Below are 25,496 nucleotides of genomic sequence, written 5' to 3'. Positions count from 1 at the left end.
GGGTCCTTCTCGGGGTCCTTCTTCAGCCGCTGTTGCGCAGGGCGGTGGCGATGCCGTTGATGGTCAGCTGGATGTTGCGGCGGGTCAGCTCGTCGTCGTCACCCCCGCGGCGGCGGCGCAGCATCTCCACCTGCAGGTGGTGCAGCGGCTCCAGGTAGGGGAACCGGTTGCGGATCGAGCGGGCCAGGGACGGGTTGTCGGCGAGCAGCTCGTCGTCGCCGGTGATGGCCAGCAGCATCCGGCAGGTCCGCTCGTGCTCGGCGGTGATCTGGTCGAACACCCGGGCGCGCAGGTCCTCGTCGGGGACGAGTCCGGCGTAGCGGGCGGCGAGCCCGAGGTCGGTCTTGGCCAGCACCATGCCCATGTTGGACAGCACCGTGCGGAAGAACGGCCAGGTGCGGTGCAGCTCCTGGAGACGGGCCAGCTTCCGGTCGTCCCCGCCCACCCAGCTCTCGAGGGCAGAGCCGGTGCCGTACCACCCGGGCAGCATGATCCGCGCCTGCGACCAGCTGAAGACCCACGGGATCGCGCGCAGGTCGGCGATGGAGTTCCCGGCCTTGCGCGACGGCGGGCGGCTGCCGATGTTCAGCTCGCCCAGCTCGCTGATCGGCGTCGCGGCGCGGAACCATTCGACGAATCCCGGCGTCTCGTGCACGAGCGTTCGATAGGCCCGCTGCGCTCGGGCGGCGAGGTCGTCCAGCAGCGCGTACACCGGCTCCGCATCGGTCCCCAGCCCCTCGATGTCGAGCAGCGTGGACTCCAGGGTGGCGGCGACGAGGGCCTCGAGATTGCGTCGGGCGCGGTCGGGGTCGCCGTACTTGGCGGCGATGACCTCGCCCTGTTCGGTGATCCGCAGCGCCCCGGCGACCGCACCGGGCGGCTGCGCGCGGATCGCCTCGTAGCTGGGCCCGCCACCCCGGCCGACGGTGCCCCCTCGGCCGTGGAAGAGGCGCAGCCGGATCCCCTCGGCACGTGCCACCTCGACCAGGTCCAGCTCGGCCCGGTACAGCGCCCAGTTGGCGGCCAGGTAGCCGCCGTCCTTGTTGCTGTCGGAGTAGCCGAGCATGACCTCCTGCACGTCGCCCCGGAAGGCCAGCAGCGAGCGGTACAGCGGCTGGGCGAGGACGGCGCTGAGCGTGCTGCCCGCGGCCTGGAGGTCGTCGATGGTCTCGAACAGCGGTGAGATGCCGACCGAGCAGGAGGGCATGGGCTGGTGGGTCGGCGACGGAGCGCCCGGGTCGAGGAGGCCGACCTCCTTCAGCAGGACGGCGACCTCGAGGACGTCGCTGACCGACTCGCACATGCTGATGACGTAGTTCGGGATCGCCCGCGGGCCCAGCAGCGCGACCTGGTCGGCGGCGGCGAGGAGGACGTCGAGCTCCCCCCTGGCGGTGTCGGACAGCTCGGCGTCCGGCCGCACCAGGGGACGGCGCAGCGTCAGCTCACCGGTCAGGAGCTCCACCCTGGCCGGCTCGTCGAGGGAGGCGTAGTCCTCGCACACGCCGGCCCAGGCCAGCAGTTCCGCAACGACCTCCTCGTGGACGGCGGAGTTCTGCCGCATGTCCAGGCCGCACAGGTGGAACCCGAACACCTCGACGGCCTCCCGCAGGCGCAGCAGCCGGTCGTCGGCCAGCGCGCCGGCGCCGTGCCTGCGCAGCGAGACGTCGATGACGTCGAGGTCGGCGCGCAGCTCGTCGGGCGACCCGTAGGCCGGGAGCGGCGTCTCGGGCGCCGGACCCGGCACCCGTCCGAGCACCGAGCGCGCGGTGGCGGCCAGTCGGGCGGAGATGCCGTTCAGTGCCCGTCGGTACGGCTCGTCCGCCCGGAACGGTGAGTCGTCCCGGGAGGCCTCGGCCAGGTGGTAGAGCTCCGGCGTCGGGGTGACCAGCCGGTCGGACATCGACAGCTCGCCGCGCAGGGCCTCGAGCTCGTCGAGGTGGTGGGCCAGCGCGGTCTCGGCCTGCCGGCTGGTCGCCCGCCGCAGCGCGTCGGCGTCGACGAACGGGTTGCCGTCGCGGTCGCCGCCGATCCATGAGCCGGTCAGCAGCATGGGCCGGGGCAGCAGGCCGGCGTCGGGCCAGCGCTCGTCCAGCGCGCGCCGCAGCTCGGCGTTGATCGCCGGGACGACCTCGAAGAGGGACAGGTCGTAGTAGCGCAGCGCCTCGTCGATCTCGTCGGTCAGCCGCAGCCGGGACAGTCGCAGCAGCGCCGTCTGCCAGAGGGTGAGCACCGAGCGCCACAGCTGCGCGGACCACTGCGACTCGTCGATCTCCCCGCGGGCCGCGCGGTCCCGCTGCCGGATCAGGTCGGTGATGTGCCCCTGGACCTGCGAGATCGTCCGGCGGCGCACCTCCGTGGGGTGCGCGGTCACGACCGGGCAGACCAGGGCGCCGGTCAGCTCGCGGGCCACGACGTCGGCCTCGAGGTCGGCCTGGTCCAGCAGGGCCATGGTGGCGGCCAGGCTGCCGGCCTGCGGCGGCGAGCCCTCGCGGCGGTGGAACCGGCGGCGACGCTCGTGGTGGATGTCCTCGGCGAGGTTGGCCAGCACCGAGAAGTGGCTGAAGGCCCGGATCACGTGGTTGGACGACCGGATGTCGAGGCTGGACAACCGCTGCGCCAGCTCGGCCCGGTCCATCTCGGACCGGCGGATCTTGAACGCCTCCACGCGGGTGGACTCGACCAGGTCGAGGACGTCCTGCCCCGCCTGCGAGCCGATCACCTCGCCGAGGACCCGACCCAGTAGCCGGATGTCGTCGCGGAGCGGGGCGTCGTCGGCACGATCGCCGGGTCCGGGCGTTCGAGAGTGGCGGAGATCGGCGACGTCGACAGTTGCTTCGGACACGAGTCGAGTATCCGGCTCGCATGTGTCGGGCTCATGTCGCACGTGAGTGGGGTCCCGGCTGGGCCCCCGACGCGCCCGTCAGCCGCGCTCGAGCTCCCGCAACGCGTCGGCGGCCAGCTGGTCGCCGGCCGCGGCACCGAGGCGGAACTGCTCGACGGCGCCGTCGAAGTCGCCGCGCTCGGCCAGCAGCACGGCCAGGTTGTGGTGGCAGTAGGCCTCGCCCGCGGCGATGCCACCGCGGTAGGCCTCCTCGGCCGCCTCGTCGTCGCCCATCTCGTCGGCGTAGAAGTTGCCCAGCGGCAGCCAGGCCACCGCCTCGCCCAGCTTGGCGCCCTTCTCCAGCACGAACCGGGCCTCGTCCATCCGCCCGGTCTCGCGCAGCAGGTGTGCGAGGTCGGCGCGGGCCGCCGGGAAGTAGTCGGCGCCCATGCGCAGGTCGGGTTCCAGCGCCGGGTCGAGGGTGGCGCACCACCGCCAGCAGGCGACGACCGCGGCGGCCTCCTGGTCCCCCATGGCCGCGATCTCCATCGCGACGTCCATGGCCGCGTGCCGCTCGCCCTGCTCCCGCAGGAGGAACGCCAGCTGCAGTCCGCCCTCGAGGTCACCGGCCTCCACCGCGCCGCGGTAGGCGCGCATGGCCCCGGCCAGGTCACCGAGGTCCTCGAGGACCTTGCCGAGGTTGCGCCAGGCGTCGGCCTCGCCGCCGGCCAGCGCGACCTCGTAGGCATCGACCGCCTCCGCCCAGCGATGCTGGGCGGCCAGGGCGTTGCCGAGGTTGAACGAGCCGACCGTGTCGCCCAGGTCGGCGGCGCGGCGGAAGCACCACTCGGCGTCGGTCTGCCTCCCGACGTCGGCCAGGTCGCAGCCGAGGTCGATCAGCGCGTAGACGTCGTCGGAGGCCTGCAGCCGCCGGAGGCGGGCGTCCAGGTCCTCGGTCATGCCGCTGATGATCGCGGGCGCTGACGTGTCCTCGCGCCTCCCGGCGGGGTGACCTCACCCCAAGGTGTGCGTGCCGGTCAGTCCCCGAAGGCCTCCCGCCAGGCCGGCATCAGCTCCTGGCGGCTCCACTCGATGAACGGCGTCTGCCGGTCGCCGCCGATCTGCACCAGCGCCAGGTGCGTGAAACCCGCGTCGGCGTAGGCCTTTGCGGCCTCGATGACGGCGCCGACGTCGTCACCGCACGGGATGCTCTCGGCCACGTCCTCCTCGCGCACGAACTGGCTCGCCGCATCGAAGGCCGCAGGCCGGGGTCAGGCTTCGGTTGGCGGGCGCAGCAGCGCTCGTGCCGACGATGGGCAGGCACCGCGGAGCTCCTGCGACTCCTCCTGCGCCGGGGGTAGCTGGGCCCGGTCGACGAGGGTGAAGTCGGACCGTGAGAAGCACTCCGTGGCAGTCTCGGTCAGTAGCGCGACCAAGGCGTCGGCCGCGTCCACGCGCCGAAGGACGGCTGCCGTGAGGACGGCTCCGACGCCGTGACCCCGCCGAGCGGGGTCGATGGCGGCCGACCGCAGCAAGGACACGGTGTCTGAACTGGTGCCATGCCGCTCCAGTGCGATAGTGCCCACCATGGTGCCCGCGTTGTCGGCGACGACGACGGCCGCGGCGTCGGCCAGCCCGTCCAGCGGTAGGCCGGCGGTGGCGTCCAGGTCGCGGACGGCGGGGGGGCCGCCGGTGCTGCGTCTCGGACGACACCGGCGGAACCTCGGGTCGAGTGGAGGTCATGCCGGCGCGCAACATGGCGTGGTGTCGAGGCGGCCTCGGCTGAGGAGGGAACGGTGCCGGGCGACCAGCTCGTTGGCGCGGCGTGCGATCCGTGTTCAGGTGCTGGGCTGGGAGCACTCGGCCAGCCTCGCCAGCCGAGCGGTATACGTAGAGCGCTGCCGCTCAGCCAAGCGGTCGGCGCGATCAGGTCCTGCTCCACCCGCAGATCACCGCACACGGACGCCGGCCGTCGTCCCGCACGAGAACACCACGACGGGAGAGGCCCGATGAGCCGCACGCCCAGCGTCCTGTTCGCCTGCATCCACAACTCCGGCCGGTCCGTCGCCGCCCAGGTGCTCACTCGGGCGCGAAGACCAGCCACTCGGGCACACGCGCGAGGAGGGCGTCGCGCAGCGCTGGCTCTCGGGTGGCAGCCCAGCGGACCTCGCCGTCATGGACGTCGTTCTCCGACTTGTCCTGCTCGAACCAGTTGATCAGTCGTAGCTGTGGGAAGCGCTTTGGAAGATCCGGAGCGAACACCTGGTCCCACCAGGTTGACTTGATCTCGAGGTTGCTGGCGCCGTCGTCCCGACCCGTGTTGTACAGCGCGGAGGTCTCCGAGATGGCCAACGGCTTGCCGCTGCTATCCGCGTACTCGGCGTAGAAGTCGGGGACGGAGGTCTCGTCGACCGCTGCACTGTGGAAAGTTCCGGTCAGTTTCCCGACGAACTTGTCCGGCTCGGGGACGGCGTTCTCCCCCCACGGATAAGCCTCGCCGAAGTGATAGAGCGAGAGGCCGACCCAGTTGACGTGGGCATCCCCCGGGTAGTAGGGCGCGTAGGGGTCGTCGGCCGGCGTGATCTCCCCGTCCTCGTTGGTGTCCAGCATGGAGTAGTCGAGCGTGCCGGGTCGGGCGGCATAGGGACCATCGAACGGATAGCCGCCGCCCTCGTTGGGTGACCAGAGGATGCGGCTGGCGGGCGCCGCCCGCACCGCGTCCGCAACGGCCCGGAAGGTTGCGATGTACTGGCTCGGTTGCTGCCCCCACGGGTACCAGGATCCGTTCATCTCATGAGCGAACCGCACCAGCACGGGAGTGCCTGCCTCGTTCCAGTCGGTGAGCTGCTGGGTGAGATCGGCGAGGACGGCATCGGTGATCGAGTGCAGCCCGTCGCGCGGTTCGAGGGTCAGCATGAGGATCGCGTCCTCCGCCTCCACCTGTGCGACTTTCTCACCGAGCCAGGTCGCGACCTCATAGCCAAAGGGGAACTCCACGAACTCGCCGTAGAGAACCGGCTGTCGTCCGGTGCGCTCCTCGTAGCCGGCGGGGCTGTCCTGGTCCCACTGCAGCTGCACACCGAACCCGACCTGCCGGTGCCCGCCCTCGTGCTGCTCCAGCGCGGCGAGCTGATCCCGGGCCCGGTCCAGCGGGTCGGCGAGGCGCGGAGCCGTCCCCACCGCGCAGCCCGCGACCACGAGGCAGATGGTGGCCAGTATCGATCTGAACTGCTTCCTGATCACGCCCGGTGCTGCCCCGTCCGACGTCCGCTGTCAGGCGACCGGCGCACAGGAAGGGCGAGAACCGCAGTCGAGCGGTCCGTGGTGGCGTGACGACCGCGCCGCCGGGAGCGGCGCTTGACGCCAGGAGGCTTGACGTTCGGCGCGGTGGCCGTCTGCTGCAGCACCGACAGCACACCGAGCACAGCCAGCACGATCAGCGCCACGGACAGCGCTATCGCGTTCGGGACCGCGCTGAGAAGCTCACGCGCCGCCAGGACGAGTGGCAGAGCGATGTAGGCCCCTACCACCATCGACGCTGCAACCACGAGGGCACTGCCCACCGCAGCGTTACGCATGGTCGACGCGGGCGATGCCGAGGGCATCCGCGCCTCGATCGCCGTCAGCCCCTCGTCCGCTGCCAGGGCGTTGGCGTGGTCATCCGCTTGCCTCCGTCCCGCCGCCCGGTCGAGGAGATCGGTGCCGCTATTGTGTTCCAGGGGCGTGGGCGGGGAGAAGCCGTTCACGGGGCGAGTGGTCGGCCAGCCGCCGACGCTTGCCGTGGCGCCGGCCGTGGGAATCCGCGCAGGCTTGATCATCAGGGAGTTCCCTTGGGCTCAGGGGAAGAGGCTCGGGGCGAATCGATCGACTCGGAGGTGGGGTCCTGCTCTCTTACGCGACGTTCCGCCAGTCGACGGAAGCGTCGGCGGCCTTGGTCTTCGGGGTGGGCTGCCAGAGGACCTCGCGGCGGCCCATCCCCCACTGGACGACCGCTCGGAGCGCGGCACTGCTCTCGATCAGCCCTGCGATCGGCGCGATGGCGACGGCTCGGGCGATCTCCGTCCAACGTCCCAGCGACGACAACCCGGCGTCCGCCACGTTGCACCAGGCACCGATCAGTACCGAGCCGAGCCACAAGGCGCCCACACCCGCCATCCACAGCACCAGTCCGGGATGAGTGGGCGGGCTCCCGCCGGTAGCCAGCGCGCCGACGCCCCGCACCAGCACCAGCGGAAGGAACAGGAGCGCGAAACCACCGGCCACCACGCCCATGGCGAAGGTGGCGATGCGGAACCGGGTTCCCCAGACCAGGTTGCGGCGGAGGCCGGCAGGGAGTCGACCGAACTGGTCACTGCGACGGGCCATGGCCAAGCCCTGCAGCACCCCGAAGATCCACCGGTGCCGCTGCTTGAAGGCGCTCTTCACCGAGAATGGCGGCTGCTCGAGCATCACGCACCCGTGCCACCCGAAGACCTGGCTACCGCCGAGCAGGAAGGCGTTCATCCCGAACACGTAGTCCTCGGCGATGAACGGCCGGCCGTCGTGGTTGCCGATGTCCCAACCGAGGGTGTTCTCGAACTTCTCCTCGATGACGAGGTTGGACCCGTGCAGGTGCAGGGGGACGCCCTTCTCCATCACGTGGCGGCACTCGAAGCAACCGACCGGGCGGTTGGCTTCCATGGCGCGACACAGCGCCGATGCGTTCGTGTACTCCAAGGGGTAGTAGATCGGCCCTTCGAGGATCTTCTTCTCCGTGGTGGCCAGCACGGCGAGCAGCTTGCGCAGCTCCCCGGGGACCATGACGCTCTCCTCGTCGTAGTGGACGACGAAGGTGCGTCCCGGCTTGCTGTTCCACCCGGCACGCCGTCGCTCCACGGCGTAGTGCAGGCCACGGGCCTTGAGTTCGGTCCCGTTCTCGGTGACGTAATCGCCTGGAACGACTAGCCCGTGGACCGGGATCGGCGCTGCGGCGAACGTCCGCTCGAGCAGGCGCGCCTGCACCTCCGACTCGGTGACGACCTCGACCGAGAGAACGTGGCCGTAGAACTCGGGGTCCTCCTCCGCAAGCGTCACGACCTGGCGGATGCCGCGCAGGATGACCTCCGTACTGCCCGCAGATCCCCGGGTCGTGACCTGAATCTTGGCGTGGGGCACAGCCATGTCACGCAGTCGAGCGGTGCTCACCTCGTCGCGGCGCCGGTACCGGCCCCAGTGAAAGGTGAAACTCCACCAGTACGCGAGCAGACGCAAGGCGATCAAGCTGATCGCGACTACAAGGAATGGCCCTGCAAAGCGAAACGCATCCTCGTACACGGGCAACCTCGGCAAGGGTCCGGAGGGTGAAGAGGCTCTGCGTTGGGTTCGCCACTCGCTCCTCGCCCGGCAAGGCGACCAGATACTGCCGGGGGATCATTGCGCCGCGTCGGTGTACACAACGGTGGCCCCCGCCCGAGGGCCATGCAACGGGTGTCACACAACTGTGGCGTAAGTCACAATACGCCTGGGGCCCCTGGTGGCGTTGGGTGTTCGGCAGGCCACGGCAGGGACTGCACGCGCCGCCATGGTGACGGCCCTACTTGAAGTAGGCCGAGGGATGGCCTATAGGGCCGGGGACGGATAGGGAAGCTAGCGCTGGCAGGGTCGGGTGACCAGTAGCTGGCTGCTCGTCACTTGTCTGCGGGCGCAGGTGCGGCCTCGTCCTCTTTTCCCCGGTGCCAGGCGACGATGTCCAGGAAGCGAACTTGGCTGATCGACCCTTCCGTACTCACGACGGCGGCCAGTCGGTCCAAGGCCGCTCGCTGCGAGCGCAGGTCGTGCCGGATCGCCAGGGATAGGTCGACCATGTACTGCGCCCATGTGCGGTCCTTCTTCGGGTATTCGATCCGCTCCTGGTAGCAGGTCCGCACTCGACGGTCGTGCAGAACAAGGAAGTGCGGCCTCTTCCGTGAAGGACCTTCGACAGCCGCGTCACTCCAACGTCTCGGGGCTTCTCGCGATGGTTGTCAATCACCCCGTACAGATCCGCCACCCTGTCCTGAATCTTGTCTTCGGTTGCTGCATCGAGGGTGGGGTCGTGGTCGATCGCGGCCAGACCAGCCTCAAGCCGGTCAGTGATGGCCTGCAGGTCGTAGAACGCGCGGACGGACATGCTGACGTTGAGCAGCAGGGGCGCTAGCAGTCGGCGTCCGACAGTTGGCCTCATCCGAACCTCGCTGGTAGTGATCGTAGGCCGGGAATGCGTACGGTCTCTGCAGGGTCCTGTCATCCTTGGTGTACTCGCGTACCCAGGCCTCGGCCTGCTCGATGGCAACATCCCGGTCCCCGACGCGCAGGGTCGCTGATCCCCCGTCCATGGTCCCGGACGTTACGACGACGGTGGGCCCGGCTGACGGAGCCGGGGTGGGACGCCTAGCCGCCGCCCAGACATGTCACGTCGCGCGGTCTCCAACATGGTCCTGCTGCCTCGGACGTGGATCCGCGCAGCTACATATGCCGCTTCGCACAAACGAAGCTGCTGACGGCGAAGTCGATGCCGGCCTCCTCGGCGCCGTCGACGTAGGACACGAGGTCCTTGGGACCGGCCTGTTCGGTCATCATCGTGTAGCTCAACTGCATCGCCATGCGGCTGCGCTACCCGTCGTCATCGCGAGGCAACCGGCACCGGCCACGGCCCCCTGCAGGGTCCCGCCGCGAGCGTGCGAGTGGCGGGGGACAGGGGGTCGTTTCTCAGGCGCGCTCGGCCCTCAGCGCCTCGCGGATCTTCGTCCTGCTCCCCGTGCGCAGGAGGGCTCCCGCGTACACCCGGCCGCCGATGCGTACGACAGCGGCGATCGCGACGAGCATGATCACCACGGCGAGCCCCACCTCCCACGCCGCCACCTCACCCGCGGCCTGCCGCACCGGCATCACCAGCGGGGAGAGGCCCGGCACGTACGAGGTGACGACCGCGAGGGTGCCCTGGGGAGCCGCCGCGGCCTGGAAGCCGACGACGAAGGCGGCGATGAGACCAGCATCGTGGGCATCACGACGGTGTTGAGGTCCTCCTGCCGGCTGACCAGCGACGCCGCCACGGCGGAGATCGCCGCGTAGGGCGTAGCCGAGGACGAACCAGAGCACGACCGAGACCGCGCTCCCGATCAGTTCCCCGGGGATGTCCACGAGGTCGAAGGTCAGTGCGCCGACGACGCCCACCCATCCCCACGCCGGGCGCCGAGGCCCAGCCGCTCGACCCAGACTGCTGCTTCTCTCGTCGCGGCGGCGGCGTCGAGTCCGTGCAGGCGGGGGAAGTAGGTGACCTGCTCCCCCACCTTCATCTTCGGGTAGAGACCCCGCTCCTCCGGCATGTAGCCGATCCCCCGGCGGAGGCCCTGGTCCAGCGCCCTGCCCCGCCAGCGGACCTCACCGGCGTCGGGTCGCACCAGACCCATCGCGATGCGCATCGTCGTCGTCTTACCCGCGCCGTTGGACCCACAGAAGCCGAACATCGATCCGGGGGCGACGGTGAAACCAACCCCGTCGAGCACGCGGTTGTCACCGAAGCTCTTGTGGAGCCCGTCGAACTCGAGCACCTGTCCCCCAGACCGTCGGTGGCTTTCCTGCCCCGGACCGTATCGGCCGCTCGTCTCGCGGCCGGGCCACCACTGCGGTGTCATCGACACATGAGCGATCGCAACGGGCTGGCCCAGCCACCCACCGGCGTGGGGCTCGACGGACTGCGGTCGGCGGCCGCCGGCTGCCGGGCGTGCGAGCTGTGGGAGCCGGCGACGCAGACAGTGTTCGGGGAGGGCCCGGAGACCGCCCGGATCGTGTTCGTCGGGGAGCAGCCCGGAGACCAGGAGGACCGGAAGGGCGAGCCGTTCGTCGGACCGGCGGGGCGGCTGCTCGACAAGGCCCTGGACGACGCGGGGATCGACCGCCGCGACGCCTACATCACCAACGCCGTCAAGCACTTCCGGTTCACCCCGAAGGGCAAACGGCGGATCCACCAGACGCCCGGCCCCGAGCACCTGCGTGCATGCCGCCCTTGGCTGGAATCGGAGTTCGCCGTCCTCCAGCCGGAGGTCGTGGTCTGCCTCGGGGCGACGGCGGCCAAGGCGCTGATCTCGCCTTCCTTCCGGATCACGAAGGACCGCGGGCAGCTCATCCCGTGGACGCCGCCGGGCCCGGCCGCCGTGGTGGGCGACGAGGCGGACGACGACGAACCGGACGAGGGTGCGCCGGCGCAGACGTGGATGCTCGCGACGACCCACCCGTCGGCCATCCTGCGGACACCGGACGAGGCCCGCACCACCGCCTACGACGCACTGGTCACCGACCTGAGGGTGGTCGCCCGCGCCCTGGCGTGAAAGAGCCCCCACCCGCTCGCGAGCTCGCGGGAGATCCCCGCAGCGGGGCCACACGCTCACACGTGCACAGGTCGCATACCGGTACCGCTACGTACCGAAGATATGTCAGGCTGTCACGGAGCCCGGCCGGTCCTCGCCACTCTCGGGGGCGGGCGAGCCCGGCCGGGCCTCCCCCGCGGTGACGCTCCCCGCTGCCGACCGGGAGGCGCGGAACAGCCAGAACGAGGGCACGAGCAGAGCCACGACCGCCATCGCCACCACGACGACCACCCCGCCGGACACCATCGCCACGCTCACCGACGCGGTGCTGGCGATCGCCCCGGCGCGCAGGTCCCCCAACCGGGGGCCACCCGCGACCACGACGATGAACACGCCCTGCATCCGCCCGCGCATGTCGTCGGGGGCCGCCAGCTGCAGCATCGACGAGCGCAGCACCGCGCTGACCATGTCGCCCGCGCCGGCCACCGCCAGGCACAGAACAGCGAGCCACAGGGTCGGCGCCACCCCGAACCCGATGATCGCCACCCCCCAGACGGCGATCGCGGCGAGCACCACCGCGCCCTGCCGGTCGACCCGCGAGACCCATCCCGACGTCAGTCCCATGACCAGTGCGCCGATCGAAATGCCGGCGAACAGCCACCCGAGGCTGTTGGGCGACTCCGCGTACCGCGTCTCGGAGAGCTCGGGGAAGACCGCCTGCGGCCAGGCGAACATCATCGCGATGACGTCGACGACGAACGTCATCAGCAGCACCGGCTGGGTGCGCAGGAACGCGAAGCCCTCTCCCACCCCGCGGACGGCGGCGCCCAGCCGCAGCGGGCCGGTGACGCCGGCCGGCGGCAGCGGCGGCAGCCCGCGCAGCAGCAGCGCGGCGACCAGGAAGCCCAGCGCGTCGACGGCGTAGGCGAGGAACAGCTCCCCCATCCCGATGAGGACGCCGGCGAGCAGCGGCCCGACGATCACTCCGGCCTGCCGCACCGTCATCGCCAGCGCGTTGGCGGCCGGCACCCCGGCCGGGCCGACGATCGCAGGGATCACCGCACTGCGGGTGGGCTGGTTGACCGCCGCGAAACCGGAGACGAATGCCGTCAGGACCCACAGGAGGGCCAGGTTGCCGCCGCCGGGCAGCAGCGCCTGGAGAGCCAGCAGCGCGCTGGTCACCGCCGCCCCGGCCGAGGTGATGAGCATCAGCTTCCGCCGGTCCATGGCATCGGCGATGGCCCCGCCCAGCAGGCCGAAGACGATCAGGGGAACCAGCGCCACGATCGAGGTGACGCCGACGAGCAGCGACGAGCCGGTCAGCGCGTAGACCTGGAATGGGACGGCGACCAGCGTCATCTGCTGGCCCAGCATCGTGGCGGCCACGCCCCAGAACAGCCGGCGGTAGTGCGGGTTGCGCAGCGGCGTCGTGTCGATCGCCCAGCCGCGGCGACGGTCGACCGGCACGGGTTCCTCGACCGCCCGGCCCCCCTCCACAGGATCGACCGGCGAGGTCACGGTGCCACCGAGTGACTCTCGCCCGGCAGAGCCGGCAGGACGGCGTGGTCGGTCACGGGGCCAGGCGCTGCACGATCCAGCCGCCACCTTCCGCGTCATCACGCACGAAGCGCAGCCGGTCGTGCAGCCGGTCCTTGCCGCCCTGCCAGAACTCCACGCGCTCGGGGACGACCCGGTACCCGCCCCAGACCGCCGGCCGCGGCACCGGGCCGTCGGGGGTCTGCTCGTCGAGCAGCCGCAGCCGGTCGGTCAGCTCCTCGCGCGAGTCGACGACGGTCGACTGCACCGACGCCACGGCCGCCAGCTGGGCGCCCCGCGGCCGGGGGTCCCACAGCCCGTCGGAGGCCGCGTCCCCGATCCGCTCCACGGAGCCGGTCACCCGCACTTGGCGCTGGATCGCGTGCCAGGGGAAGACCAGCGCCGCCCGGGGGTTGGCCGCGAGCTGGGCACCCTTCGCCGAGGCGTAGCTGGTGCCGAAGATGAAGCCGGCCTCGTCGTAGCCCTTCATGAGGACGATGCGGGCGTCGGGCGCCCCGTCGGCGTCGGCCGTGGCGACGACGACGGCGTTGGGCTCGGGGAGCTCCGCGGCGACGACGTCGGCGAACCAGCGGTCGAACTGCTCCACCCAGGTGGGTGCGAGGTCCTCCTCGGTGAGCCGGCCGGAGGTGTAGTCCCTGCGCATGCGGGAGAGGTCTGGCACGCCGTCATGCTGACACCGGACGGGGACGCCGGCTCGCACAGGCTCCCCGCCACGGAACCGCTCTCCCGCGCATGCGCGCGATCTGCCGGCCCGCGGCGACGGCCCTCGTGCGCATCGGCGCGGGTATCGCCCGACCCCGCCGGCCGACGAGCGGGTGGACCGCCGCACGAAGCGGACGGCGGCTCCCTGCGCCCCCCATGTCTGCGTGCGTGTTCGCACCGCCTAGGGTCGCAGGGCAATCGTGCGTGCCATGTCCCCGGCGCGCACGGGTCCGCGCGCAGAGGAGCATGCGAGATGGCCGACGACTTCGTACCCGGCCTGGAAGGCGTCATCGCCTTCGAGACCGAGATCGCTGAACCCGACAAGGACGGCGGTGCTCTCCGCTATCGCGGTGTCGACATCGAGGACCTGGTCGGCAAGGTCACCTTCGGCAATGTCTGGGCCCTCCTGGTCGACGGCAAGTTCGGCCCCGGACTGCCCCCGGCCGAGCCGTTCCCCATCCCGGTGCACACCGGTGACGTGCGCGTCGACGTCCAGGCCGCCCTCGCGATGCTGACCCCGATCTGGGGCTACCGCCCTCTCCTGGACATCGACGCCGAGGAGGCCCGCGAGGAGCTCGCGCGGGCCGCCGTCATGGCGCTGTCCTACGTGGCGCAGTCCGCCCGCGGCATCGGCATCCCCGCCATTCCGCAGCGGCGGATCGACGAGGCCGCCACGATCGTCGAGCGCTTCATGGTCCGCTGGCGCGGCGAGCCCGACCCCCGCCACGTCGCCGCCGTCGACGCCTACTGGACGTCGGCCGCCGAGCACGGCATGAACGCCTCCACCTTCACCGCACGCGTCATCGCCTCCACCGGCGCCGACGTCGCGGCCTCGCTGTCCGGTGCGATCGGGGCCATGTCGGGTCCGCTGCACGGCGGCGCCCCCTCCCGCGTGCTGCACATGCTCGACGGCGTCGAGCAGAGCGGGAACGCCGAGAAGTACGTCAAGGACCTGCTCGACCGCGGTGACCGGCTGATGGGCTTCGGCCACCGCGTCTACCGCGCCGAGGACCCGCGCGCCCGCGTGCTCCGCCGGGCCGCCGAGGAGCTCGGTGCCCCGCGGTTCGAGGCCGCGCTGGCCCTGGAGAACGCCGCCCTCAAGGAGCTGCGCGAGCGCCGCCCCGACCGGCCGATCGAGACCAACGTGGAGTTCTGGGCGGCGATCGTGCTGGACTTCGCCGAGGTGCCCAGCCACATGTTCACCTCGATGTTCACCTGCGCCCGCACCGCCGGCTGGTGCGCGCACATCCTCGAGCAGAAGAACACCGGCCGGCTCGTGCGCCCGTCGGCCCGCTACATCGGGCCGGAGCCGCGCAGGCCGGAAGAGGTCGAGGGGTTCGACACCATCACCACCAAGACCACGACCCAGGTCGCGCCGGCCTGAACCCGGCCCCGTCGCGGGTCCCGCCCTGAGCGTGCGAAGGGCGGGGAGGACGGGGTCCTTACTCATTGAGAGGCACGCCCGGATGAGCATCACCATCCCCGCAGAGCTCCTGCCCGCCGACGGCCGGTTCGGCTGCGGGCCGTCCAAGGTCCGCCCCGAGGCGCTGCAGGCCCTGGCCGGTGACGGAGCCGCGATCATGGGCACCTCGCACCGCCAGGCACCGGTCAAGGGCCTGGTGCGGCAGATCCGCGAGGGTCTGGCCCAGCTGTTCGACCTGCCCGACGGCTACGAGGTGGTGCTGGGCAACGGGGGGACGACGGCCTTCTGGGATGCCGCGCTGATCGGCCTCATCCGCTCGCGCAGCGCGCACGGCACCTACGGCGAGTTCTCCGCCAAGTTCGCCTCCGGCGTGGCCGAGGCGCCGTTCCTGGACGAGCCCGTGATCGCCAAGGGTGAGCCCGGCTCGCTGGCCCTGCCGAAGGGCCAGCCGGGGATCGACGCGTACGCCTGGGCGCACAACGAGACCTCCACCGGCGTCATGGCCCCGGTCGTCCGCCCCTCCGGCGGTGACGACGACGCGCTGGTGCTCATCGACGCGACCAGCGGCGCCGGCGGCCTCCCGGTGGACATCGGGCAGACCGACGTCTACTACTTCGCCCCGCAGAAGGCCTTTGCCGCCGACGGCGGGCTGTGGGTGGCCCTCATGTCCGGCGACGCGCTCGCCCGGGTGGCCGAGATCAAGGCGTCGGGCCGCTGGATCCCCGGGTTCCTGGACCTGTCGATCGCCGTCGACAACTCCACGAAGGACCAGACCTACAACACCCCGGCCGTCGCGACCCTCTTCCTCCTGGCCGACCAGATCCAGTGGCTGCTGTCGCTGGGCGGGCTGTCCGGCGCGGTCGCCCGGACGACCGAGTCCTCCGACCGGCTCTACCGCTGGGCCGAGAAGTCCTCGTTCGCCACGCCGTTCGTGTCCGACCCCGACCAGCGCTCCCTCGTCGTCGGCACGATCGACTTCGACGAGTCGGTGGACGCCGCGCGGATCGCCTCGGTCCTGCGGGAGAACGGCGTCGTGGACACCGAGCCCTACCGCAAGCTGGGCCGCAACCAGTTGCGCGTGGGCATGTTCCCCGCCGTCGACCCCGACGACGTCAGCGCGCTGACCGCCTGCATCGACCACGTGGTCGAGCGGTTGTGAGGAAGGACCCCGTCCTCCCCACCCTTCGCGAGCTCAGGGCGGGACCCGGGACGGGGCCAGCGGCTCCCAGGAACGGCGGGGTAGGTTGCCGGGGCGGGGCGTCGGGGCTGGATCGGCTGCCGACCGGACACGTCGTCGGGACCCGCAGTTCTGCCCGGTGTCTCCGCTGGAGGTGAGCGTGGTCTCCTCTGCCTCCTCCGGACCCGCCGAACGCCCGGACGCCGGCGACGGCGGGATCTTCGCGGCGGGCGGCGAGGCCGGCCGGCTGATGGCCGCGTACGACTGGTCGAGCAGCCCGATCGGGCCGGTGGAGTCGTGGCCGGCCAGCCTGCGCTACGCCGTTCGCACCGTGCTCGTGTCGCGGTTCCCCATGGTGCTGACCTGGGGCCCGGAGTTCACCCAGTTCTACAACGACGGCTACGCCCCCATGATCGGCGCGCAGCACCCCGCGATCGGCGAGGACATCCGTACGACCCTCTCCGCGGCCTGGGACGCCCTCGGGCCGCCCATCGCGCATGCGATGACCACGCTCGAGTCGTCGTGGTTCCCGGCGCTGCAGCTGCTGCTCGAGCGCGCCGGCTACCGCGAGGAGACCTACTTCACCGTCACCCACGCCCCCGCCTTCGGCGACGACGGCACCGTGGCCGGCATGAACGCCGTCTGTCACGAGGTCACCGGGCAGATCATCGGCGCCCGACGGCAGCGTCTGCTGCACGAGCTCGCCGCCGCAGGTGGCCGTGTCAGCGACGAGGCGGAGACCGTCGCCTCGATGTGCCGGGCGCTGGACGACGACCGGCTCGACGTGCCCTTCGCGGCCGTCTACCTCGCGGGTGAGGACGCGCAGCTGCGCCGGGTCGCCGCTGTCGGGTGCGACCTCGGTCTGCTGCCGGAGGTCACCGGTACCGGCGCTGCAGAGGTTCTCGCCGGGATCGACCGGCTGGGCGTGACCGGCGGCCCGTGGGACGACCCCGTCACCGAGGCGGTCGTCCTCCCGCTGGGCATCGGCCGGGATGGGGGGCCCCTCGGCGTGCTCGTGGTGGGCAAGAGCCCGAACCTGGCGCTCGACGAGGAGCACCGTGCCTTCCACGAGCTCATGGGTGCGCAGTTCGCCGGTGCGGTGGCCACGGCCCGCGCCTTCGAGGCCGAGCGGCGGCGGGCCGAGTCACTCGCCGAGCTGGACCGCGCGAAGACGACGTTCTTCTCCGACGTCAGCCACGAGCTGCGGACCCCCCTGACACTGCTGCTCGGCCCGATCCGCGACGTGCTCGACGATCCGGCCGCGCCGCTGCCCGACGGTGTCCACGAACAGCTCAGCCTGGCCCTCCGCAACGGGCAGCGCCTCCAGCGGCTGGTCAACGACCTGCTCGACTTCGCCAGCATCGAGGCGGGCCGGTCCCAACCCGTGCGGGTGGAGACCGACATCGCCACGTTCACCGCAGACCTCGCCGGCATCTTCCGGGCGGCGGCCGAGCGCGCGGGACTGCGGCTGACCGTCGACTGCCCGCCGCTGGGGCGGCCGGCCTACGTGGACCCGCAGATGTGGGAGAAGGTGGTCGTCAACCTGCTCGCCAACGCGGTGAAGTACACGTTCGTCGGCGGCATCGACGTGGCGCTGCGCGCCGACGGGGAGCGTTTCGTGCTCACCGTGACCGACACCGGCGTCGGGATCGTCCCCGAGGAACTGCCGCGGCTGTTCCAGCGCTTCCACCGCGTTCCGGGTGCCACCGCCCGCACGCGGGAGGGCACCGGCATCGGCCTGGCCCTGGTGCACGAGCTGGCCGGGCTGCACGGCGGGACCGTCTCGGTGGCGAGCGAGCCGGGCACGGGAAGCACCTTCACCGTGGCGCTGCCCTTCGGCGCGGCGGACGTAGCGGGCGAGCGCGGTGCGATCGCCCCGTCGGAGGCCGCTCGGGGTGAGGCCGCCATCTGGGAGGAGGACACCTCACGGCCCGCGGAGCCCGCTCCCGGGGCGCGGAACGCCGAGGTCCTCGTCGTGGACGACAACGCCGACATGCGCGCCTACCTGACGCGGCTGCTCGGACGGCACTGGACCGTCCGGACAACGGCGAACGGCGGCGAGGCCCTGGAGGCGGTCGCCGAGCGCGCGCCCGACGTCGTCCTGACCGACGTGATGATGCCGCGGACCGACGGGTTCGAGCTCCTGCGCCGGCTGCGCGGCCGGGCCGAGACCCGGCACATCCCGGTGATCATGCTGACCGCGCGGGCCGGTCAGGAGGCGTCCGTCGAGGGCCTCGAGGCCGGTGCCGACGACTACCTGGCCAAGCCCTTCGGGGCCGACGAGCTGATCGCCCGCGTCCGGGTGGCGCTGGAGCGCGCGACGGGCCGCTCGGCGGCCCCGGCGAACGGGGCCTCGCCCGCTGCCGCTCGCGCGGTCGGTCATCCCGTCGTCGAGGGGTCCCCGGCCGCGGCACCGGCGGGCGTTCCCGTCCCGGCGGCTCCCGGAACTCGCCCCCGGCCGCCGGAACCGCGCGTGCCCCAGCGCAGTCGCCCCGGGCCGACCACGAAGTGGCGGCTGCCGTCGACGGCCTCCTCGATCCCGGCGTTGCGACGACGGCTGCGCGCCTGGCTCGAGGCGGCCGGCCTCGACGAGGAGCACACCTACGACGTGCTGCTGGCCGCGTGCGAGGCGGCCACCAACGCGTTCGAGCACGCTCAGGACCCCACCCAGCCCTACTTCGACGTCACCGCGTCCATCGACGAACACCAGGTCTGCATCTCGGTGCGGGACTACGGGCAGTGGCGCGAGCGCATCCCGAGCATGGACCGCGGCCGCGGCTCCACGCTGATGAGCGTCACCGGCGAGATCACCGCCACGCCCAGCGCCGAGGGCACGACCGTGATCATCACGAGCCCGCGGACCGGCCGCCGATCGGCGACGTCCGCCGGCTGACCGCCCGGCGCAGCGGAGCGGCTAGCCGACGATCCAGGTGTCCTTGCTGCTGCCCGCCCACCAGCTGGTGGGCTCCGGCTCGTCCGCCACCCGGGTCAGCGGAGCCGGCAGCGCCGTCGCCCCGCCGCCGGGAGCTGCCACCGACAGCACGCGCAGGTCGACGTGCCGCGGCTGCAGGCGGTTCTCCACGAGGGTCGGCACAGTCGTCGGCACGACGGGTTCCCGGGCGATGAACCGGTAGGGCGCCGCCGAGACCTCGGCCTGGAGGAAGGCGAGCTCCGCGGCCGAGCAGGACGGCCCCACGACCGCCCCCCGCCCGCCGTACCCGGCGACCGGGATGACGACGAGCTCGTGCAGCCGGTCGCGCACCTGCGCCCACTGGGTCTCGTCCGCCAGCACCCAGGTGGGCACCGTGCCCAGCAGCGGCTCCTCCCCGAGGTAGAAGCGGATCAGGGCCGGCACCCAGGCGTAGGTGGCCGCGGCGTCGGCCAGCTCGTTGCCCGGGACGTTGGCCAGCCCGAGCCGGCCGGCCCGGACGGCCTGGGTGAGCAGCGCATCCAGCGACTGCCCCATCGGGGTGCGGAACGCAGCCAGCAGCCCGTCGTCGAAGCGCCGGTAGAGGATGTCGACCGGCGTCCGGTCACCGTCGACCGCGGCCTCCACACCGCCGTCCACCCGTGGCCAGAGGTCTTCCGCCCGCACCAGCGGAACGTCGAGCGCGTCCGCGAGCAGGCGGTGCTCGAACCAGGCGTCGTCGCTCGCGCCGGCCGTGAGGACGGCGATCTGCGGCGGCCCCGTGCACGCCGGCGGCGCGGCGGTCGTCAGCCCGCTGCGCAGCAGCGGCACGGCCGCGTACGGGTCCGCGACGCCCACGGCGGCGGGGCCCAGTCCCGGAACAGCTGCCCCGACGGTGTCCCGCGCGGCCAGCGCGTACCCGAGGCCGGCCGGCACCCTCAGATGGTCCGCGGTCACCACCCACTTCCCCGAGCTCGTGCGCAGCACGTCCGCTCCGGCGACGATGGCGCGCGGCTGCCCCGGCCACGCCTGCCCGACGGCGTCGGGGTCCCGGCCCGGGCTGTGGGTGACCGCCCACTCCGGCAGGACGCCGGCCCGCACGACCTCGGGCGCCCGGTCGACGTCGCCGCGCCGCCGTCCCGCCGCGCGGTAGGCGTCGGCGAGGAAGGCGTTGAGCGCCCGGTGACGCTGCTCCACCCCGGCCGCGATCCTTGTCCACTCCCCCACGGCGACGGTCCGCGGAACCGGGTCGAGGGGGAACGGCCGGACGATCTGCCGGCCGTCCGCCCACGCCGCCACCGCGATCCCTCGGGCCGCCCGGTCCGCGGCCAGCGCGGCGGCCGCGGCGGTCAGCCCTGCGGTCCCCAGCCGGCTCAGCGCCGGCCGGAGGAGGGCGTAGCACTCCTGCAGCCGGCCGTCCGGGCCGACCGCCTCGTCGGCGAGCGATGCGGGGTAGCCGGCGAGAGGGTCGGCGTTCCTGGACTCGCTGCTCACAGCCAGCAAGCGAACCAGGCGGCGACCCGCTCGCCGAGTTCCACCAGGTGGTCGCGTCCCACGATCGTGTGGCCCTCACCGGGGAGCAGCAGCAGGTCGCTGGGCACCCCCATGGCCTGCAGCGCCTGGTGCGCCTGCACCGACTCGGCAGCCGGGACGTTGGTGTCCCGGTCCCCGTGCACGAACAGCACCGGCGAGGTCAGCCGTTCCAGGGCCGTCATCGGGGAGATCGCCGCGAGCATGTCCCGGTCGGCGACCGGGTCGCCGTACTCCGTGACCGACGCCGACGCCATCCACGGCTCGGTGCCGGCGAAGAACGTGCGCAGATCGCTCATCCCGGCGCCGGTGACCCCGGCGGCGAACAGGTCCGGCCAGCGGGTCAGCGCCACCAGCGCGAGGTAGCCGCCGTAGGACCAGCCGTGCGCGCCGATGCGGCCGGGTTCGGCGATCCCGGCCATCACGAGCTGGTCGACCGTCGAGCGGACGTCCTCGAAGGATGCCTCCCGAGCGGGGCCGTCGTCGGCGGTCAGGAAGGCCCGGCCGAAGCCGCCGGAACCGCGCACGTTGGGCGCGAACACGGTGAAGCCGGCGGCGACCAGCGCCTGGGCGACCGGCGACCAGTCCGGTCGCTCCTGGCCCTCGGGGCCGCCGTGGAAGCTCACGACCGTCCGGTTCGGCCCCCGCGCGCCGCGCGGGGTGTAGAGCCAGCCGGAGAGCGGCAGACCGTCCGCGGCGGCGTAGTCGTACCGGACCGGCGTCACGAGCGTCCCGGGACCGGGACGACGGGGTGCCGACGGCAGGGGCGTCGGCGTGCCGTCGTCGAGGGGGATCCGGAACAGCCCGCGCGGGGCCCGGGGGCCGGTGAGCTCGGCGATCATCGTGGCCCCGTCGGCCGACAGCGACCACCCCGGCATCACCGGCTCGGGCAGCGGGATCTCCCGTAGGAGGGCGCCGTCGGACAGCGCGTGCACCTGCAGCTGGGTCACTCCGTCCCGGCTCCAGACGGCGAGGACGGTGCCGTCGGTTCGCAGGGCATAGCCGTCGAGGTCGGCGTCCGGGCGGGAGAGGACGATCCGCCCCTCCCCCGGGACGCCGTCCTCGGACAGCCGGACCTGCACGAGGCCGGCCCGGTCGGTGAACGGTTCCCCGGGCAGGGACGCCCGCACGAACATCGACCGGCCGTCGGGCGCGAACCGCCCGTCCTCCGAGGCGATGCCGCCCGGCGCGTCCAGCCTGATCAGCCGGCGCTGCGCCCCCGTGGCGACGTCGATCACCACGATGTGGCGGTAGGCGCGGGGACCACGGCGGGCCAGCACCAGGCGCCCGTCGGCCGACACGGAGGTGACCGACAGGAAGCCGCCGCGGGCCAGTGTCCGGTGATCCCCGGTGACGACGTCGATCAGGACGACGTCCGCGTCGGGACCGTCGCCGGGCGCGATCGAGCAGGCGTAGTGGCCGGGTCCCGTCCAGCCTCCGGCGAAGACGGTGGCGCGCGGGTCCTCACCCGCGACCACCCGGTGATCGCTCCCGTCGGGACGGACCACGTGCAGTTCGGCGCAGATGGAGCCACCGGGGCTGACCAGATAGGCCAGCCAGGCGCCGTCCGGCGACCAGGCGACGGAGACGACCTCCTCGCTCGGTCCCGAGACCACCGCCGGCAGCCGCTCCCCGTGGAGGCCGACCACCTCCAGCCGCGGGAGCCCGGAGCGGTCGCAGACGTAGGCGACGAGGTCTCCGTCCGGCGACAGCGCCGGACACCAGGCACTCGACGCCGCGGCGATCTCGGTGATGGCGCGGTGGACCTCGGGGGGCAGGAGGTCCGGCGCCGTGGTGGCGGGGGTGGCCGGCATGCCGACGGGCGTGACATCCCTCCGGTCGGTCAGGGGACTGACCATGGACACCTGCTCCTTCTCGCTCTGGATTCACGCCACGCGGCCACTGTGCACACCGCATGTTGCGAACACGTGACATCGCTCGTATCGGCGGACGGCGGCCTCTTCCGCACCCCCCGGCCGGGGGGACGACCCGAACGGCTCCGGACGCGCCACGCCGCGCCGCCTACGGGCGCCGTCCCCGGTGCGCGGATAGCCTCGGGCTCCGGTCCGTCTCTCCGATGGCCCGGTCACGCTGTCAGGAGGTCCGCCCATGCGCACGCTGCGCCTCGTGGCGCTCTCCGACGACGGGAAGAGCTTCATCCTGGCCGCCGAAGGCAGCGACGGCACCGAGGGCGAGCGGTTCGAGCTCCCCGTGGACGACCGGGTGCGTGCCGCGGCCCGCGGGGATGCCCGCCGACTCACCCAGATCGACGTCGACGCCGGGGTCGAGCTGCCCCCGCGGGTCATCCAGGCCCGCATCCGTGCCGGGGAGACCCCCGAGCAGGTGGCCGCCGCGTCCGGCACCCGTGTCGAGCGGATCATGCGGTTCGCCCACCCGGTGATCCAGGAGCGGGCCCGCATCGCCGAGCAGGCCCGTGATGCGCGCGTGCGGCTCAGCGAGGGCTCCCCCGGCGGGGCCCTGCAGCAGTTCGTGACCGACCGCCTGCGGCTGATCGACTCCGACATCGAGGCCGTGGCCTGGGACGCCCACCGCACCGACGACGGCACCTGGCAGGTCACCGGCGCCTGGCGGGCCGGCGCGAAGTCCGGCCTGACCCGCTGGACCTTCGACCTTCCCTCGCGGACCGTCACGCCGTTCGACGCGGCGACGATGGACTTCGCCGAGGGCACGCGACTGGTGCGCGTCGTCCCCGACGTCCCCGCCGGCGTTCCGGTGACCGCGCACCGCCCGCGCACGGTCAGCGTCGTCCGGACCGAGACCCCCGAGCGGGCCGACGACGACCTGACCCACGAGCTGCTCGCGCAGGAGGTCCGCGACTCCCCGGCGCCCACGGACGACGAGCAGGTCCGGGACGTCCACCCGGCCAGCGGCTCACCGGCCGACGAGCGCTCCTACGACGCCCTCCTGGACGAGATCGCCGAGCACGACACCGTCGTCCTGGGCCGCAGCGGCAGCGAGGACGACGAAGACCCGCGGGCCCGCATCCCGGCCTGGGAGGACATCGTCTTCGGGGTCCGCCGCCACCGCTGACCCACCGGTCTCGGCCCACCACGCCGATGCTCCGGGGCGGGCCGACGTGTCCCCCCTACCCGACCGGGTAGATCCCCCTCGTCCTCGAGGATCAGGAGCGAGCATGTCAGCGTCGGTGTCCATGCCCATGGGCGGGGTCCAGGTCGGCTCCTACGACAGTTACGAGCAGGCCCAGGCCGCGGTCGACTTCCTGTCGGACCAGAAGTTCCCGGTCGAGAACGTCACGATCATCGGCTCCGACCTGAGGATGGTGGAGACGGTGACCGGCCGGCTGACCGTGGGCCGCGCCGTCGCGGCGGGCGCCGCGGGTGGCGCCTGGTGGGGTCTGTTCGTGGGGCTGCTGCTCGGGATCTTCTCCACCGACGGCAGCCTGTGGATCGGCTCGGTGCTCAGCGGTCTGCTGGCCGGCGTCGTCTTCGGGGCCATCTTCGGCGCGATCGGCTACGCCGCCACGCAGGGACGGCGTGACTTCACCAGCACGAACAAGATCGTCGCCGGTCGCTACGACGTCATGTGCAACCCGGCGCGCGCCGAGGAGGCCCGCGCCCACCTGGCGCGCTTCTCCCTCCGAAACTGAAACGGCCCCGCTGCAAGGAGACCCACCGCGGCCCCGTCCCGGGTCCCGCCCTGAGCGTGCGAAGGGTGGGGAGGACGGGGTCCTCTTTCTACCGAAGAGTGGCGAAGGCGATCGCCGCCGCGGCCGCGACCCCCAGGGAGTCCACCCCCGGGCGCATCCGGATCCGCGCTCGCACGGTGGCCGCCGCCTGCGCCTCCGGCGTGAGTCCGGGGCCCTCCGCCCCGAGCAGCACCGCCGTCCGCGGGTGCCGGACCGGGTCCAGGTCGTCGAGGTCGACGGCGTCCGCGGCAGGAGTCAGCGCCACCGTCGTGTAGCCGGCCTCGTGCAGCCGGTCGAGACCGGCCGGCCACTCCGGCAGCACGGCGAACGGCAACCCGAGCACGTGGCCCATCGAGACCCGCACCGAGCGCCGGTAGAGCGGGTCGGCGCACCTCGGGTCCAGCAGCAGCCCGTCGACGCCGAGGGCGACCGCCGACCTCGCGATCGAGCCCAGGTTCTCGGCGTCGTTGAGCGCCTCGAGGACGGCGAGCCGGCGCGGCGCCGCGAGGTCGGGGCCGGCGAGCAGCTCGCCGAGGTCCGCCGGTGGGCGGCGGTCGGCCGAGGCGAGCACCCCGCGCGTGAGCCGGAACCCGATGACCTCCGACAGCACCCACTTGTCGGCCTCGAACGCCGAGATCCCGTCGGGCAGGTCGAGGGCCGCCACTCGCCCCGGGACCCCGAAGACCGCGCGCACCCGGTAGGGGGAGGCGAGCAGCCGCTCGACGGCGGGCACACCCTCGACGATCACCGGGCCCGAACCACGCGGCGTTCCGGCCGGGCGGTCACCGGCTTTCAGGTCGCGGAAGTCGGCTACCCGCGGGTCCTGCGGATCGGTGATCACAACGGGCGCTGACACGCTCCGATCCTTCCAGCCGCCCGGGCGCGTACCGCGCTGCGGTGGCGGGGACCGCCCGGTAGCGCGGTACCGCCTGCCACACCGCGGCACCGCGTGGGGCGAGGACCTTCGACTCCGTTGACGAGCGCCGAGGAATTCATCTAGCGTTGAATTCATCAGGCGTTGAGTTCATCAGCCGTTGAGTTCTCGGAGGCCGGCCATGGATGCCGTCACCGTCACCGATCTCGTCGTCGACCGCGGACGCCGTCGTGTGCTGCCCGGTCTGAGCTTCGCCGTCCCCGCGGGGCAGGTGACCGGCCTGCTCGGCCCCAGCGGCAGCGGGAAGACCACCCTGATGCGGGCCCTGGTCGGCGTCCAGCAGGTCCGGTCCGGCGAGGTGACCGTACTCGGGGAACGGGCCGGCTCTCCCGCCCTGCGCAGCCGGGTCGGCTACGTCAGTCGGGTAGCCCGGGGGAATTGCACCCCCGGGCTCCCACAGAACCGTGCGTGACAGTCTCCCGTCACACGGCTCTTGTCATCTGATCCAGACGA

22 protein-coding genes and 1 pseudogene are annotated in these 25,496 nt (G+C 72.5%); 7 read left to right on the top strand and 16 right to left on the bottom strand.

Translation table 11 applies throughout. The features are described from left to right. Positions 1–22 precede the first annotated feature (22 nt). The 11 genes and pseudogenes from ppc to CHB94_RS06820 all read right to left on the bottom strand — a co-directional run bounded on the left by ppc (position 23) and on the right by CHB94_RS06820 (position 10,389). Positions 23–2,842: a phosphoenolpyruvate carboxylase gene (gene ppc / locus CHB94_RS06870; protein ID WP_089335850.1), complete on the bottom strand. Its 2,820-nt coding sequence runs from the start codon at positions 2,840–2,842 to the stop codon at positions 23–25. Between the two features lie 78 nt (positions 2,843–2,920). Further along, complete coding sequence (locus CHB94_RS06865) at positions 2,921–3,781, bottom strand: tetratricopeptide repeat protein (RefSeq protein WP_089335849.1); 861 nt, start codon at positions 3,779–3,781, stop codon at positions 2,921–2,923. A 77-nt stretch (positions 3,782–3,858) separates the two neighbouring features. Next, positions 3,859–4,041, bottom strand: coding sequence for a hypothetical protein (locus CHB94_RS06860; protein ID WP_217899200.1), 183 nt, complete (start codon positions 4,039–4,041; stop codon positions 3,859–3,861). A 51-nt stretch (positions 4,042–4,092) separates the two neighbouring features. Beyond that, positions 4,093–4,455 carry a GNAT family N-acetyltransferase gene (locus CHB94_RS26690; protein WP_368073852.1) on the bottom strand — a complete coding sequence of 121 codons (363 nt, stop codon included), beginning with the start codon at positions 4,453–4,455 and terminating at the stop codon, positions 4,093–4,095. Positions 4,456–4,900: 445 nt separating this feature from the next. Beyond that, positions 4,901–6,064 carry a glycosyl hydrolase gene (locus CHB94_RS06850; RefSeq protein ID WP_089335847.1) on the bottom strand — a complete coding sequence of 388 codons (1,164 nt, stop codon included), beginning with the start codon at positions 6,062–6,064 and terminating at the stop codon, positions 4,901–4,903. Further along, on the bottom strand, positions 6,061–6,639 hold the full coding sequence (locus tag CHB94_RS06845; RefSeq protein WP_089335846.1) for a hypothetical protein: 579 nt from the start codon (positions 6,637–6,639) through the stop codon (positions 6,061–6,063). The genes CHB94_RS06850 and CHB94_RS06845 overlap by 4 nt, the downstream gene beginning before the upstream one ends. A gap of 73 nt (positions 6,640–6,712) precedes the next feature. Further along, positions 6,713–7,981: a glycosyltransferase family 2 protein gene (locus CHB94_RS06840; RefSeq protein WP_089335845.1), complete on the bottom strand. Its 1,269-nt coding sequence runs from the start codon at positions 7,979–7,981 to the stop codon at positions 6,713–6,715. 506 nt (positions 7,982–8,487) lie between these two features. Beyond that, positions 8,488–8,969, bottom strand: a pseudogene (locus tag CHB94_RS26045) (DUF6308 family protein). 335 nt (positions 8,970–9,304) lie between these two features. Then, complete coding sequence (locus CHB94_RS24445; protein ID WP_217899199.1) at positions 9,305–9,442, bottom strand: hypothetical protein; 138 nt, start codon at positions 9,440–9,442, stop codon at positions 9,305–9,307. A 105-nt stretch (positions 9,443–9,547) separates the two neighbouring features. Then, positions 9,548–10,012, bottom strand: coding sequence for an ABC transporter permease (locus tag CHB94_RS06825; RefSeq protein ID WP_176445446.1), 465 nt, complete (start codon positions 10,010–10,012; stop codon positions 9,548–9,550). Continuing rightward, the gene (locus tag CHB94_RS06820) at positions 9,991–10,389 is read right to left on the bottom strand and encodes an ABC transporter ATP-binding protein (RefSeq protein ID WP_254920455.1); all 399 of its coding nucleotides are present in this window, start codon (positions 10,387–10,389) and stop codon (positions 9,991–9,993) included. Before CHB94_RS06820 ends, CHB94_RS06825 begins: the two co-directional genes overlap by 22 nt. A gap of 90 nt (positions 10,390–10,479) precedes the next feature. On the opposite strand from CHB94_RS06820, the gene CHB94_RS06815 reads away from it, so the two are divergent. After that, positions 10,480–11,166: a UdgX family uracil-DNA binding protein gene (locus tag CHB94_RS06815; RefSeq protein ID WP_089335842.1), complete on the top strand. Its 687-nt coding sequence runs from the start codon at positions 10,480–10,482 to the stop codon at positions 11,164–11,166. Positions 11,167–11,271: 105 nt separating this feature from the next. Here the strand turns inward: CHB94_RS06815 and CHB94_RS06810 are convergent, their stop codons facing one another. Further along, on the bottom strand, positions 11,272–12,612 hold the full coding sequence (locus CHB94_RS06810) for an MFS transporter (RefSeq protein WP_254920454.1): 1,341 nt from the start codon (positions 12,610–12,612) through the stop codon (positions 11,272–11,274). 103 nt (positions 12,613–12,715) lie between these two features. Next, a complete protein-coding gene (gene pdxH / locus CHB94_RS06805) occupies positions 12,716–13,363 on the bottom strand; it encodes a pyridoxamine 5'-phosphate oxidase (RefSeq protein WP_217899198.1) in 648 nt (215 codons plus the stop codon). Positions 13,364–13,657: 294 nt separating this feature from the next. On the opposite strand from pdxH, the gene CHB94_RS06800 reads away from it, so the two are divergent. The 3 genes from CHB94_RS06800 to CHB94_RS06790 all read left to right on the top strand — a co-directional run bounded on the left by CHB94_RS06800 (position 13,658) and on the right by CHB94_RS06790 (position 18,897). Next, the gene (locus CHB94_RS06800; RefSeq protein WP_089335839.1) at positions 13,658–14,788 is read left to right on the top strand and encodes a citrate synthase 2; all 1,131 of its coding nucleotides are present in this window, start codon (positions 13,658–13,660) and stop codon (positions 14,786–14,788) included. An 82-nt stretch (positions 14,789–14,870) separates the two neighbouring features. Further along, positions 14,871–15,986, top strand: coding sequence for a phosphoserine transaminase (gene serC / locus CHB94_RS06795; protein WP_089335838.1), 1,116 nt, complete (start codon positions 14,871–14,873; stop codon positions 15,984–15,986). A gap of 178 nt (positions 15,987–16,164) precedes the next feature. After that, positions 16,165–18,897 (top strand): ATP-binding protein, encoded by a 2,733-nt coding sequence (locus tag CHB94_RS06790; protein ID WP_254920453.1) that lies wholly within the window; start codon positions 16,165–16,167, stop codon positions 18,895–18,897. Positions 18,898–18,918: 21 nt separating this feature from the next. Here the strand turns inward: CHB94_RS06790 and CHB94_RS06785 are convergent, their stop codons facing one another. Next, positions 18,919–20,406: a circularly permuted type 2 ATP-grasp protein gene (locus CHB94_RS06785; RefSeq protein ID WP_089335837.1), complete on the bottom strand. Its 1,488-nt coding sequence runs from the start codon at positions 20,404–20,406 to the stop codon at positions 18,919–18,921. After that, complete coding sequence (locus tag CHB94_RS06780) at positions 20,403–22,301, bottom strand: S9 family peptidase (protein WP_089335836.1); 1,899 nt, start codon at positions 22,299–22,301, stop codon at positions 20,403–20,405. Before CHB94_RS06780 ends, CHB94_RS06785 begins: the two co-directional genes overlap by 4 nt. Before the next feature lie 250 nt (positions 22,302–22,551). Between CHB94_RS06780 and sepH the strand changes: the two genes are divergently transcribed. Together sepH and CHB94_RS06770 are read left to right on the top strand one after the other, a co-directional pair. Then, on the top strand, positions 22,552–23,493 hold the full coding sequence (gene sepH / locus CHB94_RS06775; protein WP_089335835.1) for a septation protein SepH: 942 nt from the start codon (positions 22,552–22,554) through the stop codon (positions 23,491–23,493). Positions 23,494–23,596: 103 nt separating this feature from the next. Beyond that, positions 23,597–24,070, top strand: a complete 474-nt coding sequence (locus CHB94_RS06770; RefSeq protein WP_089335834.1) for a YflT domain-containing protein — start codon at positions 23,597–23,599, stop codon at positions 24,068–24,070. Positions 24,071–24,158: 88 nt separating this feature from the next. On the opposite strand, the gene CHB94_RS06765 is transcribed toward CHB94_RS06770, so the two are convergent. Next, positions 24,159–24,965, bottom strand: coding sequence for a TrmH family RNA methyltransferase (locus tag CHB94_RS06765; protein ID WP_254920452.1), 807 nt, complete (start codon positions 24,963–24,965; stop codon positions 24,159–24,161). A gap of 199 nt (positions 24,966–25,164) precedes the next feature. Here CHB94_RS06765 and CHB94_RS06760 point away from each other — a divergent pair, with 199 nt between their 5' ends. After that, positions 25,165–25,455 carry an ATP-binding cassette domain-containing protein gene (locus CHB94_RS06760; protein ID WP_254920451.1) on the top strand — a complete coding sequence of 97 codons (291 nt, stop codon included), beginning with the start codon at positions 25,165–25,167 and terminating at the stop codon, positions 25,453–25,455. Positions 25,456–25,496: the final 41 nt, after the last annotated feature.

This window comes from Blastococcus mobilis, assembly GCF_900188025.1.
Classification (GTDB): domain Bacteria; phylum Actinomycetota; class Actinomycetes; order Mycobacteriales; family Geodermatophilaceae; genus Blastococcus_B; species Blastococcus_B mobilis.
This window is presented reverse-complemented; position numbering and strand designations above follow the sequence as displayed.

Coding starts and splice junctions, on each gene's coding strand:
- CHB94_RS06865 (WP_089335849.1), bottom strand. CDS start 3,781: ATGACCGAGGACCTGGACGCCCGCCTCCGGCGGCTGCAGGCCTCCGAC.
- CHB94_RS06845 (WP_089335846.1), bottom strand. CDS start 6,639: ATGATCAAGCCTGCGCGGATTCCCACGGCCGGCGCCACGGCAAGCGTC.
- CHB94_RS06840 (WP_089335845.1), bottom strand. CDS start 7,981: ATGGCTGTGCCCCACGCCAAGATTCAGGTCACGACCCGGGGATCTGCG.
- CHB94_RS24445 (WP_217899199.1), bottom strand. CDS start 9,442: ATGGCGATGCAGTTGAGCTACACGATGATGACCGAACAGGCCGGTCCC.
- CHB94_RS06815 (WP_089335842.1), top strand. CDS start 10,480: ATGAGCGATCGCAACGGGCTGGCCCAGCCACCCACCGGCGTGGGGCTC.
- CHB94_RS06800 (WP_089335839.1), top strand. CDS start 13,658: ATGGCCGACGACTTCGTACCCGGCCTGGAAGGCGTCATCGCCTTCGAG.
- serC (WP_089335838.1), top strand. CDS start 14,871: ATGAGCATCACCATCCCCGCAGAGCTCCTGCCCGCCGACGGCCGGTTC.
- CHB94_RS06780 (WP_089335836.1), bottom strand. CDS start 22,301: ATGGTCAGTCCCCTGACCGACCGGAGGGATGTCACGCCCGTCGGCATG.
- sepH (WP_089335835.1), top strand. CDS start 22,552: ATGCGCACGCTGCGCCTCGTGGCGCTCTCCGACGACGGGAAGAGCTTC.
- CHB94_RS06770 (WP_089335834.1), top strand. CDS start 23,597: ATGTCAGCGTCGGTGTCCATGCCCATGGGCGGGGTCCAGGTCGGCTCC.
- CHB94_RS06760 (WP_254920451.1), top strand. CDS start 25,165: ATGGATGCCGTCACCGTCACCGATCTCGTCGTCGACCGCGGACGCCGT.